The 12,532-nt window shown below is 44.1% G+C and carries 14 protein-coding genes and 1 pseudogene; 13 read left to right on the top strand and 2 right to left on the bottom strand.

Features of this window, described 5'->3' with window-relative positions; all coding sequences use genetic code 11:
• Positions 1-53: 53 nt before the first annotated feature.
• Together NSB28_RS01545 and NSB28_RS01540 are read left to right on the top strand one after the other, a co-directional pair.
• Positions 54-2,156: an ATP-binding protein gene (locus NSB28_RS01545; protein ID WP_257497387.1), complete on the top strand. Its 2,103-nt coding sequence runs from the start codon at positions 54-56 to the stop codon at positions 2,154-2,156.
• Complete coding sequence (locus NSB28_RS01540) at positions 2,153-3,073, top strand: hypothetical protein (RefSeq protein WP_109624528.1); 921 nt, start codon at positions 2,153-2,155, stop codon at positions 3,071-3,073. The genes NSB28_RS01545 and NSB28_RS01540 overlap by 4 nt, the downstream gene beginning before the upstream one ends.
• A gap of 27 nt (positions 3,074-3,100) precedes the next feature.
• Here the strand turns inward: NSB28_RS01540 and NSB28_RS01535 are convergent, their stop codons facing one another.
• Positions 3,101-3,997: a LysR family transcriptional regulator gene (locus NSB28_RS01535; protein ID WP_109624529.1), complete on the bottom strand. Its 897-nt coding sequence runs from the start codon at positions 3,995-3,997 to the stop codon at positions 3,101-3,103.
• Between the two features lie 253 nt (positions 3,998-4,250).
• Here NSB28_RS01535 and NSB28_RS01530 point away from each other — a divergent pair, with 253 nt between their 5' ends.
• The 5 genes from NSB28_RS01530 to NSB28_RS01510 all read left to right on the top strand — a co-directional run bounded on the left by NSB28_RS01530 (position 4,251) and on the right by NSB28_RS01510 (position 8,026).
• Entirely contained in the window at positions 4,251-5,105 is an 855-nt protein-coding gene (locus tag NSB28_RS01530) for a DUF3737 family protein (protein WP_109624530.1), read from the top strand.
• Between the two features lie 26 nt (positions 5,106-5,131).
• A complete protein-coding gene (locus NSB28_RS01525) occupies positions 5,132-5,398 on the top strand; it encodes a hypothetical protein (RefSeq protein WP_109624531.1) in 267 nt (88 codons plus the stop codon).
• Entirely contained in the window at positions 5,388-5,801 is a 414-nt protein-coding gene (locus tag NSB28_RS01520; RefSeq protein WP_109624532.1) for an aldo/keto reductase, read from the top strand. Before NSB28_RS01525 ends, NSB28_RS01520 begins: the two co-directional genes overlap by 11 nt.
• Positions 5,802-5,898: 97 nt before the next feature.
• Entirely contained in the window at positions 5,899-6,993 is a 1,095-nt protein-coding gene (locus NSB28_RS01515) for an aldo/keto reductase (protein WP_109624533.1), read from the top strand.
• 52 nt (positions 6,994-7,045) lie between these two features.
• Entirely contained in the window at positions 7,046-8,026 is a 981-nt protein-coding gene (locus NSB28_RS01510; RefSeq protein WP_330665324.1) for an alpha/beta hydrolase, read from the top strand.
• Here the strand turns inward: NSB28_RS01510 and NSB28_RS01505 are convergent.
• Entirely contained in the window at positions 8,007-8,897 is an 891-nt protein-coding gene (locus NSB28_RS01505; RefSeq protein ID WP_109624534.1) for a LysR family transcriptional regulator, read from the bottom strand. The two genes, NSB28_RS01510 and NSB28_RS01505, sit on opposite strands and share 20 nt — an antisense overlap.
• 78 nt (positions 8,898-8,975) lie before the next feature.
• Between NSB28_RS01505 and NSB28_RS01500 the strand changes: the two genes are divergently transcribed.
• The 6 genes and pseudogenes from NSB28_RS01500 to NSB28_RS01475 all read left to right on the top strand — a co-directional run bounded on the left by NSB28_RS01500 (position 8,976) and on the right by NSB28_RS01475 (position 12,457).
• Positions 8,976-9,134: an aldo/keto reductase gene (locus tag NSB28_RS01500; RefSeq protein WP_257497386.1), complete on the top strand. Its 159-nt coding sequence runs from the start codon at positions 8,976-8,978 to the stop codon at positions 9,132-9,134.
• Between the two features lie 29 nt (positions 9,135-9,163).
• Positions 9,164-9,328 carry an aldo/keto reductase gene (locus tag NSB28_RS01495; protein ID WP_257497385.1) on the top strand — a complete coding sequence of 55 codons (165 nt, stop codon included), beginning with the start codon at positions 9,164-9,166 and terminating at the stop codon, positions 9,326-9,328.
• A gap of 149 nt (positions 9,329-9,477) precedes the next feature.
• Positions 9,478-9,795, top strand: a pseudogene (locus tag NSB28_RS01490) (carboxymuconolactone decarboxylase family protein); the annotation flags it as partial.
• A gap of 171 nt (positions 9,796-9,966) precedes the next feature.
• Complete coding sequence (locus NSB28_RS01485; protein ID WP_257497384.1) at positions 9,967-10,479, top strand: cyclophilin-like fold protein; 513 nt, start codon at positions 9,967-9,969, stop codon at positions 10,477-10,479.
• 226 nt (positions 10,480-10,705) lie between these two features.
• Positions 10,706-11,413: a DUF5131 family protein gene (locus NSB28_RS01480; protein ID WP_109624816.1), complete on the top strand. Its 708-nt coding sequence runs from the start codon at positions 10,706-10,708 to the stop codon at positions 11,411-11,413.
• Between the two features lie 132 nt (positions 11,414-11,545).
• Positions 11,546-12,457, top strand: a complete 912-nt coding sequence (locus NSB28_RS01475) for a hypothetical protein (RefSeq protein ID WP_109624535.1) — start codon at positions 11,546-11,548, stop codon at positions 12,455-12,457.
• Positions 12,458-12,532 lie beyond the last annotated feature (75 nt).

Below are 12,532 nucleotides of genomic sequence, written 5' to 3'. Positions count from 1 at the left end.
ACAATAACGCCTGGGACAGTCAGCGGCAGGACGCTGGAAAGGGGGAGAAGTACATGAAACAGACTAACAAAAAACAGTGGCGTACCATTGTGCTGTTATTGATCTATGTAGCGGCTGTTACAGTCAGCATCACTTATGCAGTCTCTTACTTTATGAATAATTCCACCAAGCGCGGCCTGCTTGCATTTGAGCGGTTTTCTGAACAGATCACCTACCGGGTCTCCGACCACCTGAGCAAATATACAGAGCAGATGATCCTATTAAAAAGTGAACTTATAGACCGGCAGATTACGGATCTGGATGAGATACAGCATACCTTTCAGCGCTATCTGGATAACTCCTCTCTGGAGGGGATAGGCTTTGTTTTAAAGGACGGCACCGCACGTTCTTACACAGGAGAGATTGAGGTGTTCGACGAACCCATCGATGTTTTGGATGTGCACAATTATCCATATACGGTAACTCTGTCACAAAATGCCGTAAATGGGGCGGATGAGCTTTTATTCCGCATTTTGTGGGACGGACAGGGTGACTCCTCTGCAGTTGCTATTTATAGTTATCTGCCCCTCAGCACTATCTCAGATCTGCTCATGGATACAACATATGGGAATGCGGGGGCTTTTGTGGCTATTGTGGATCATGAGGGAAACCATCTGTGGAACAGTTCTGACACTTTAGAAGATAAAGAAGGGCACAATGTCATTAAGGATCTGGAGGTTTATGACCTGAATGACGGGGCTACGGTGGAAGAAGTGGCCACAAGGCTTAATCTGCAGCTTTCCGGCCTTGTGACCTACACTGCATATGGAGAAGAAAGGGTGCTGTTTTACGAGCCGCTGGGTTATAATTACTGGACTCTTTTAACTATTACGCCCCGCACCTCTGTACTTAATACCAGGAACGAGATCAATATGATCCTGGTTTTAAGTGCAGGGATCCTGGCTATTGCGGCAGCAGCAGTCGGGTTTCTATTAAAAAACAGGAAAATGCAGCTGGCCCTTACAATTGCACAAAAAGAAAGCAGCTTCAAAGGGAAATTCCTCTCCAACGTCTCCCATGAGATCAGGACACCTCTTAACGGGATTTCCGGGACACTTCAGCTGCTGAAAACAAGCGGCCCGGACACTGAAAAGCAGGGTGAGTATCTGCGGCGTATGGAGGATTCAGTAAAACAGCTTACAGATATTGTAAACGATGTACTGGATATGGCAAAAATTGAAAGCGGAAGTGTGGAGGTCAGGACAGAACGTTTTGACCTGTATGAGCTGAGTGAAAAAACGGCCCATGTATTTGACCCGGCCGTACAGGAAAAAGGGATTGAGCTGTGCGTGGACCTTGCGGGTCTGAAAAAACGTTTTTATGTGGGGGACGCAAAAAAGATTCAGCAGATCATGACAAATCTGCTTTCCAATGCAGTTAAATTTACAGAGCATGGAGCTGTAGACCTTTCCCTGGCCGAGGACTTAAGCGGAGGGATATGTATCATTGTAAGTGATTCCGGCTGCGGTATGAAGAAGGAATTTCAGGAGATCTTATTCCAGCCTTTTACCCAGGAGGACACCACGTATGGCAGGACACAGACCGGTACAGGGCTGGGGATGGCTATAATGTGGGAACTTGTAAAGGTTTTAAACGGCAGTATCTCAGTTGAGAGTGAACCAGATAAAGGTACTGTTTTTACAGTTGTTCTTCCGCTTCAGGCAGACGTTGACCAGACAGTGCCGGAAGCTGAACCCATACAGCAGGAGGTTTCCCTGAAAGGGATCCGTATTCTCATGGCAGAGGATAATGCCATCAATTCCATGATCGCCCAGGAACTGCTGACACAGGCGGGCGCAGAGGTAAAAGCAGTGGAGAACGGCCAGATGGCTGTGGAATATTTTCTGGATCCGTCAGCCGCACCTGTTGATCTGATCCTAATGGACATCCGTATGCCGGTGATGGACGGGCTGGAAGCAGCCCGCCGTATACGAGCCTCCAATCATCCGCTGGCCAAAAGTATTCCCATTCTGGCGCTTACGGCCAACGGCCTGGAGGAAGATAATAGGGAGATACTGGAGGCAGGGATGAACCAGCGGCTTTCCAAGCCTCTTATGGTTCAGCTGCTGTACGACAGTATTCAATCATATGTAAAGGGGAATGAAGGAAAAGTATGAAGAGAACAGGACGGAAGAAAATAAGCAGGATCTGCTGTCTCGCTGCCAGCGCTTTTTTCATTATAGTACCGTGTACGGGCGTTGCAGGGTATTGCAGCATGGCAGCGAGAACCAGCTGTCTCAGCGCACACGGCCAGATCAGGAACAATCTGGAATCTACTTTAAAGCTTCTTGAGATGATATCCGGGGAGCCGTGGATGATGCCGGAAGATATTCCATACCAGGAGAAGGCCGGACGCCTGGATCAATACAATGAGATATGGGGTTATCAGATGATCCGGGCTGTGGACACATACGGAGGCGTCTACAGGGCAGACAAGGAGGAGGCGGTATCCAATCTGAACAGCCGGGAATATATCCAGACTCTTTGGGTCACTAACGAGCCGCAGATCACAGATGTTTTCCTGGCCGGCGCTGACGGTACCACACTTAATTATACAGTTGCATTTGCAGTCGGCGGCGATGCCAAGAACAACGGCGCTGTATTTGCCGCAATCTATGATAGCGATGTGCGTGCAGTTTTGGCATCTCAGCCGGTGCATACGGTTCTGCTTGGTAAAAACCAGCAGTGCATGTCGGGCAACGATGAATCACTCCTGGGCACCACCCTGGAATCCAGGCTGAAGGGGAAGAAGATCCTTGGCGAAAGCCTGGAAGAGGCTTTACTTCGCGTCAAAAACGAAGAGAGCGGTACGATCTGGTATTTTGAGGGGATTGTGCCCACCTGCTATGCATTTCAAAATATCGGTCTTGACAGCGGATGGACAGTACTTTCTTCCGCATCATATACAGATGTGGCCGGGGAGTTAATGCCTGCAATTGTGTTTTCGGGCATTGGCGCCATTTTATCTCTGACAGCTTTTATATTACTGTGCAGGCAGGATGACCAGGAAGATTCTGAAATTCCAGGGAAATAGAGTGGATGAGCCGTCAATATCAGCATGTCAATTTTGGCTTTCTAAACTTTCCTGCAGTATGGCAATAAATTTTTCGGCAGGTTTAGAAAACATCTGATATTTTTTCCAGATAATGCTCATCTCATCCTCCAGCTTTGGAGCCAGCGGACGGAAACAGAGGCTGCTGTTCCCCGTTGTATTGATGATCTTATCAAAACAGATGGCATATCCCAGGCCTTCATCTACCAGGAGGGAAGCATTAAAAATAAGGTTATAGGTGGCGGCTATGTTTAAGTCTGATACCCGGCGTTTCAGCCATTGGGTCAATGCGCCGCCTTTGTCCTCCTGCTGGGATATGATGAGGGGTTTATCCCATAAGTCTTCCGGTGAAACTGCCTCCTTTTTTGCAAGTGGGGAATCTTTCCGCATCAGGACTCCCCAGGTATCTTTAACCGGCATTTTAAGTGCATTGTATTTCGTTAAATCTACAGGCCCAAATACAATCCCAAAGTCCAGCAGGCCTTTATCAAGGCATTCTTTTACATAGGATGAGTTTCCGCTGGAAATATGGTATTGTATTCCGGGACATGTATTCTGGAGACTTTTTGCAGCTTTTGCCAGAATACGCACTGCGTCAGTCTCACCTGTTCCGATATAGACATCTCCAATAATAATGTCATTGGCAAGGGTGACTTCCTTTTCTGCTTTCTTTACAAGTTCAAGAATCTCTTCTGCACGTTTTCGCAGTATCATCCCTTCTTCAGTCAGCGTCACCTTCCGTGAGCCTTTCGTGCCTCGGATCAGCAGCTGTTTGCCCAGCTCTTCTTCCATGTGCCTGATCTGTGTGGAAAGTGTGGGCTGGGAAAGATGCAGTGATTCCGCGGCCCGTATAATACTCTGTTCTCTCGCAACCGCAAGAAAATACTGGAGAACCCGTAATTCCATTTGATTACCCCCTTATCTGAAATATATGTTCATATCTGTTAAACACTTATTGTTCAATGGATTTCTGTTTAGAACTTATTCAGCTTTAGTTTATCATAAAGCAGAATAGGTTTCAATTATACAAATGAATCAAATATAAGTATTTGCTATTTTTGGAGGCCGGATTTATACTGTTTCCAGAGAGAAACGAAGCTTTGAAAACCTGTAAAATGTATAAAAAGCCTTCAGATAAAAAACATAGGAGGAAATAAGGATGAAAGTGATTGAAAACCAGAGATTTGATATGGAGCGGGCTCTTTATGGAAGGAGTGATATCCTTGTAAGAAACTGCAGCTTTGATGGGCCGGAAGATGGGGAAAGCGCCTTAAAAGAATGCAGTAATATTAAAGTGGAGAATTGTTTCTGGAATCTGCGGTATCCATTCTGGCATGATCACGGACTGAAAATCGATCATACAGAACTGACAGAGCTGTCAAGGGCAGCTTTATGGTATTCTGACCATATTGAAATTACAGAGTCTAAACTGCATGGAATAAAGGCACTCAGGGAATGCAGCGATGTTCTGATGGAGGACTGTGATATCATTTCCCCGGAATTTGGCTGGTCTGTAAAAAATACTGTGATGCGTAAGAGCAGTGCAGAAAGCGAATATTTTTTCATGCGTTCCCAAAATCTGGATTTTTCACAGGTGACATTGAAAGGAAAATACTCTTTCCAGTATATTGAAGATGCGGTTTTTGACCAATGCCAATTTGAGACAAAGGATGCTTTCTGGCATGCGAAGAATGTAGTGGTAAAGGACAGCGTCATAAAAGGGGAATATCTTGCATGGTATTCAGATGGTCTGACACTGGTCAACTGCAAGATCACCGGCACGCAGCCTTTCTGTTACTGCAGGAACTTAAAGCTGATCAACTGTGAAATGACAGACACAGACCTGGCTTTTGAAAAATCAGATGTGGAAGCGACGATCTTAACACCTGTGATCAGTATTAAAAACCCGCGGTCAGGATTGATCCGTGTTCCGGCTGTGGGCAGCATTATTATGGATGATAAGGATGCAAAGTGCAGTATCATGGCAGATGAACTTTTAGATAAAGAAGCATGAAAATACAGGAGGCTGCTGTGAAATAAATGATGTATTCAGAATCCAGAGAAGCTGTAGTTCAGAACTTAAAAGATGCGGGATGCAGTCCGGACACCATTAAAGATTTTCTTTTATACTTTGACAGGAACAAGAAGGAAGAGCAGCTGGCGTTGTTGGAAAAACACAGAAATGAATTATTAAACGTTATACATAAAGAAGAAAAGAAGATTTACTGTCTTGATTATTTAGTATATCAGATAAAAAATAAGCGGATAGTGATTTTATATTTAAGGGGGAAGAAAAATGCAGTATAAAGCATATAAAGACGGTATCAGGCTTTCCAGACTGGGTATGGGAGTCATGAGACTGCCCATAGAGAATCAGGACGACTTCAGGATCAATTATGAAGGGGCTAAAGCGGTCATTGATGACTGTATGAAGAAAGGAATCAATTATTATGACACTGCCTATATCTACCATGGAGGCAATTCCGAAAAGTTTCTGGGGCAGGCATTGGCAGAGTATCCCCGTGACAGCTTTTATGTGGCAGATAAATTCAATCTGCAGGCAGATCCGGACTTCAGGGCACAATTTGCCGAACAGCTTAGGCGGCTTAAAATGGAATACATTGACTTTTATCTGCTTCACGGCATTCAGGATAACATCTGCCTGTGTGAACTGTGGCTCCTGCAGGAGGCATTGTCCCCAGGGATTTGATATTCCAAAGTATATGGAAGAGATGAAGGTTATGATGGAAAAAGGCTAGTTTGACCGTTACAAATTTTAAGGCTGTTAGCCTGGATAGGAGAGAATTATGGAGTATCGTACTTTGCCTCATGGAGGAGAGAAAATCAGTGTGATCGGACTGGGCAGCGGAAGTCTTTCCGGCACAGAACAGGAAATGACGGATGTGATATGTGCAGCCATTCAAAACGGAATCAATTATTTTGACATGGCTCCATCCAGGCAGGCGCCCTTTTATGCATATGCAAAGGCGTTTGCCGGATGCAGGGAAGAAATAATGACACAGATGCATTTTGGAGCAGTCTATAAAGACGGAAATTATGGGTGGACACGAAATTTAAACGACATCAGGGAGCAGTTTTCCTGGGAACTGAAGCTTTTGGATACCTGCTACACAGATGTGGGGTTCATCCACTGTATTGATGACAGGACAGATCTGGATGAGGTGATGAACGGCGGTATCTGGGAGTATATGAAAGCTTTAAAAAAAGAGGGCACCATACGCCATCTGGGATTTTCCTCCCACAATCCGGACATAGCCCGCCGTATACTGGACACAGGACTTGTGGATATGATGATGTTCAGCATCAATCCGGCCTATGATTACCGGAGGGGGGAGTATGCCATCGGGGAGGTAGAGGAACGTGCCAGCTTGTACCGGGAATGTGAACAGATGGGCGTGGGGATTTCGGTTATGAAGCCCTTTGCAGGCGGACAGCTCCTGGATGCAAAAACTTCCCTTTTTAAAAGAGCATTGACCCATGAACAATGTTTTCAGTATGCTCTGGACCGCCCGGCAGTTTTGACCGTGCTGCCCGGTGTCCGCAATATGCAGGATCTTGAGACAACGCTTGAATATGTAACTGCGTCCCCGGAAGAAAAGGATTATTCTGTCATCGGGGAATTTACTCCCCAAGATGCAAAAGGGGTCTGTGTCTATTGTAATCACTGTCAGCCATGTCCCGGTGGACTTGATATCGGATTAATCAACAAATATTATGACCTTGCCCTTGCAGGGGATGAAATGGCGGCGGGGCATTACAGAAAGCTCCCCATCCAGGCAGATGCCTGCATTAAATGCGGACATTGCGAGTCGCGCTGTCCTTTTCATGTAAAACAGGAGAAGCGGATGGAAGAGATTGCAGATTATTTTAGCAGGCAGTAACGTGGATTGCAAATTTCTGATTTAACTAAATATTTATAAATGGAAGGAATCTATGATGATGAAAGAACAGTTAAATTTAACAAAAGATTGGGATAAGACATTTCCGCAGAGTGAAAAAGTGAACCACAGCAAGGTGACTTTCCACAACCGTTATGGCATTACACTTGCGGCAGATATGTATGTGCCGAAGAACGCAGAGGGAAAACTGGCAGCTATCGCGGTAAGCGGGCCATTCGGCGCGGTAAAGGAGCAGGCTTCAGGACTGTATGCACAGACAATGGCTGAAAGAGGATTTTTAACCATTGCCTTTGATCCGTCCTTCACAGGAGAAAGCGGAGGAACTCCAAGGTATGTCGCTTCACCGGATATTAATACAGAAGATTTTCAGGCGGCAGTAGATTTCCTGTCCGTCCAGGACATGGCTGATCCTGATAAGATCGGTATCATTGGTATCTGCGGATGGGGCGGGATGGCGCTGAACGCAGCGTCCATTGATACGAGGATCAAAGCAACGGTGGCTTCCACCATGTACGACATGAGCAGGGTCAACGCAAAAGGATATTTTGATTCCGAGGACACTGAAAAAGCCCGGTATGAGAAGCGTAAGGCTCTAAATGCCCAGAGAATTACGGACTATAAAAACGGTGAATATGCCCTTGCCGGGGGCGTGGCGGACCCCCTTCCTGAGGATGCTCCGTTCTTTGTAAAAGACTATTATGATTATTACAAGACAGACAGAGGGTATCATGCAAGGTCACTGAACTCAAACGGCGGCTGGAATATCACATCATCCCTGTCATTCCTTAACATGCCGATTTTGCAGTACAGCCAGGAGATCAGAAATGCAGTGCTGTTAATTCACGGAGAAAAAGCACATTCCTGTTATTTCAGCAGAGATGCCTTTAAAAAGCTGGAAGGTGATAACAAGGAGCTTATGATCATCCCGGGGGCAGTCCATACGGATTTATATGACAGGACAGATGTGATTCCATTTGACAAGATGACTGAATTTTTTAAGAAATATTTAGTGTAATATCCTGCTGCAAGAGGTTTAGGAAAACTTCGGAAGCTCTTGAAAATACCTGATAACGTTTCCAGCCGACGATAATGCTCACTTCAAGTTTAGGTTCAAGCGGCCGAAAGCACAGCGGACAGCCTTCAGCGGTCTGAATGATCTTATCAAGGACCAGGGCGTATCCGACGTTTTCCTCTACCATGAGAGAAGCCATGTAAGGCAAATTGTAGGTGGCGATGATATTTAACCGGTCATATTCCCCACCGCTCCATCCGGCAAATTCGTTGCTTGCCAGTTCCTGGTTGGTAAAGATTAGCGGCAGGTCAAATAAATCCTCCGGCCGGATGGATGCTTTGGCAGCCAGGGGAGAGTCTTTTCGCATGAGCACACCCCAAGTATCCGCAGCAGGAAGTTTGATAAAGTCATATTTTTGCATAGCGGCAGGTTCAATAAATATACCAAAATCCAACAGGCCCCGATCCAGTTTTTCCTCGATATCCTCTGCATGTCCACTGGAGATATGGAAGCGGATCTCAGGGTAATCCTGCTGTATGGACTTAATGGTTCTTATCACCAGGCGCATGGCGTCGGTCTCTGCACTTCCGATATAGATATCACCGCTTATGTGTTTGCTGGATGATCGAATTTCAGAGGTTGTTTTTTCCATCAATTCTATCATCTCTTCAGCTCTTTTTCGTAAAATTAGTCCCTCTTGCGTCAAAGTTATTTTCCGCTTTCCACGTATAAATAATGTCTTGCCCAGTTCTTCTTCCAGTTCTCTTAACTGCCTCGACAGCGGAGGCTGTGTCATATGCAGAGACTCAGCAGCGGCAGTGATATTTTCTTCTCTTGCAACGGCAAGGAAATATTGTAGTACCCGGATATCCATAAAAAACTCCTTTCGCAGAACTGCGTTTTTTGCGGGGCTGTGAATAGTAACTCTATCGTCATACTATCATGATTAACTATGCTTTTCAAGTATGAGGAGGCGCTGGAGAAATTAGACATCGGATATATTGATTTCATGTTATTACATCATCCGGGTGCCAGAGATGTTGAGGCGTATAAGGTCATGGAGCAGTATGTGGCAGATGGAAAGATAAAGTCAGTTGGTTTTTCCGACTGAGCCGATGCCATGGCGTATCGTCGGCCCAGTTGATTCTTAGATGGGATATCCAGAATGGAGTCATCGTTATGCCGGGTTCCTCGAATCCGGAACATATCAAAGAAAATCTGGATATTTTCGGTTTTGAGCTTACAGATGATGAAATGGAGCAGATGAAAGCACTCAATCGTGATGAGAAGCACGATTGGTATTAGGAAAGAAAGGGGTATGCGTTTGTCATGTTGATTGAATAAACTAAAAGTTAATACAATATAAACAAAATTATTCTTCTTTGGAAGAAGGAATTCATATATCATTGTAGTGAACACAAATATAACGCATTAACAAAAGGAGAATAAAGAATATGGAAAAGATTGTCCAAACAGCAGGCAGGACAGCATTAGGAGATTTTGCTCCTGAATTTGCACATTTTAACGATGATGTGCTTTTCGGTGAGAACTGGAATAACCAGGATATTGATCATAAGATAAGATGTATCATTACCGTTGTAGCACTGATGTCCTCCGGTATTACGGATTCATCCCTCAAGTACCATCTCATAAATGCAAAGACAGCAGGTGTTACCCAGAAAGAAATTGCAGCGATTATTACCCATTGTGCATTTTATGTAGGCTGGCCAAAGGGCTGGGCGGTATTTAATATGGCGAAGGAAGTATGGGATGATTAAGTGAGTCACCAGTCCATGAATGACTATTATGGTTCATAGAAAGTATATGGGGTGCTCCAGAAAAATGGCTCTATATTTTCCTTTAGATTTAGATAGTAAAAGGTCAGTCTTCTTCAGGGAGGCTGGCTTTTTAAGTACTTAAGTATGTGATAGGAGGAAGATGACGTGAAAAAAAGATACTTCTGTATATTAATGGCAGTACTATCTGTAATTCTGCTGGCTGCCTGTGGAAACAGCGGTGACAGCAGCCAAGAAAATAGTGGGTCTGTACGTTCGCAGGCTGATAAAGTGACACAGAATAGTGAAGAATCAGGAGGCACACAGATGCAGGGAATAATGATCAATGTAGGCGGACAGAGCTTTCAGGCAATCTTATATGATAATGAGACAGCAAAGACATTAAAGGAACGGCTTCCCCTGACACTTCTTATGGAGGAACTGAATGGAAATGAAAAATTCTATTATCTGGAGGATGGGCTGCCCACGGACTCGGAACATGTAGGGAATATTCAGACAGGAGATATCATGCTGTTTGGTTCGGACTGCCTTGTCCTGTTTTTTGATGATTTTAACACCTCTTACAGTTATACCAGAATCGGTCATATTGAAGATTCACAGGGGTTTGCAGATGCACTGGCAGACGGTACTGTGGAAGTTACCTTCCGTGCGGGAGAATAGGAGGAATTCTTTATGAGAAAGAAAGTGATGGAGAAACAGTCAGCTTTGAAAATATAGAGAAATATCAGGAGAAGTGGTGGCATGAAGTGAAATGGCGGATGCTTATTTGCAGATCAGGAAAAATAACAGGGATTCCGCAATCAAATCAGCCTTTTTGGTGCATAAAATAAGAGGACATCTTTTAAAATATCTGTTAAAATATAGAGACAGAATGAGAGGTGGTATTATGGCTATGTGGAGTCCCTGGCGTGGCTGTCATAAATACAGTGAGGGATGCAGATATTGTTATATTCATAAGGGCGATTCCAGAAGAGGAGTTGATACCGGCAAAATCATAAAAACGGACAACTTTTATGCCCCTGTTGCAAAGAATAAGTTAGGTGTATATAAAATGAAATCCGGGCAGGTAGTTTACCTCTGCTTTTCCACGGATTTTTTGATTGAAGAGGCGGATGCATGGCGCAGTGAATGCTGGCAGATGATCCGGGAGCGCTCGGATCTTCACTTCATTTTTCTGACAAAAAGGATTGAGCGGTTCCCGGACTGCATTCCTGATGATTGGAATGATGGATATGAAAATGTAACGGTTGGATGCACGATAGAAAACCAGGACCGTGCAGATTACAGGTTATCTATATTCAGGGAACTTCCTGTTAAGCATAAAAACATTATATGCCAGCCTTTGATTGAAAGAGTAGATCTGGAACCGTATCTGGAAGATGTTGAGCTGGTGGTGGTTGGCGGGGAGTCTGATAAGATGGCCCGTCCTCTGGACTATGGCTGGGTTCTTGATATCAGGGAACAATGCATTGCCCATAATGTTCATTTTGAATTCAGGCAGTGCGGAACCCATTTTATAAAAGATGGGAAGAATTATACCCTCAATGTACGGGACCTGTGCAGCCAGGCAAAAAAAGCAAATATTAATTTCTGATGGATACCATTTACCGCAGATTTTCATGAGTGGAGGATAAAAATGAAAATTTTACAGATGTAAAAACAGCAATGGGATATTAATAATTTACGGCTTGTCCGGAAAAATTGGAAGCTGCAAAGGAGACTAACTATGGATATATTAAAAAAATCGAAAGCTTTTGTATATAGAAATGCACGGCCGCTTGATATTGCCAGATGGAATTATCTGTTTGAAAACGGTGACAAACAGGAGGTTATTAAATATCTAATGGCTTACCAAAATCCAGATGGCGGATTTGCACATGCTCTTGAACCAGATTGCTGGAACCGGCAGTCAACGCCGGTGCAGACATGGGTTGCCACCAGAATAGTAGAAGAGATAGGTTTAGAAGATAAAAAGCATCCTATGATTGTTAAAATTTTGAATTATTTAGAAACAACTCCTGATTTTAATGGGAATTTCTGGAGCGGATTAAATACTGTTCCCTCTAACAATGAATATCCACATGCACCCTGGTGGTCATTCAATGTCCAGGAAGAGTCAGGTTACAATCCTACAGCCAGTTTAACAGGATTTATGCTGAAATATGCAGACAGGACCTCGTCTGCATATACTTTAGGAATCCGGCTGCTGAGAGAAGCGTATGACTATTTAATAAGCAGCGCATCCCTTGAGTCCATGCATGAAGTCTCTTGTTTTGTGGAATTGTATGATTATTTGAAGGATGTTGATGAATTAAAGGTTGTTGATTTAAATATATTTAAAGATACGCTGCAGCAGGCAATCGGGAAATTACTGACTTATGATACTTCTCTTTGGAATATAACTTATAGCTGCAAGCCCTCTCTATTCATTCATAGAAAGGAGAGTGATTTCTACTATGAAATGAAGGAACTCTGTGACTTTGAATGTAAATTCATACAGCAGACACAAAATGAGGACGGGACATGGAGTGTGACATGGAATTGGAATGAATATCCGGAAGAATGGCCAATCAGTAAAAATTGGTGGAAGACTGATATAATTATCAAAAACTTTAAATATTTAAAAGCATTTCACTAAATTTCTCGAAAAAACTTGATTTCCTCTAAATCCTGTCGGTATACGCTGCCCGTGGCGTTAACCCGGCGCGCTATC

The sequence above is a fragment of the Murimonas intestini genome (assembly GCF_024622195.1).
Taxonomy (GTDB): Bacteria; Bacillota; Clostridia; order Lachnospirales; family Lachnospiraceae; genus Murimonas; species Murimonas intestini.
This window is presented reverse-complemented; position numbering and strand designations above follow the sequence as displayed.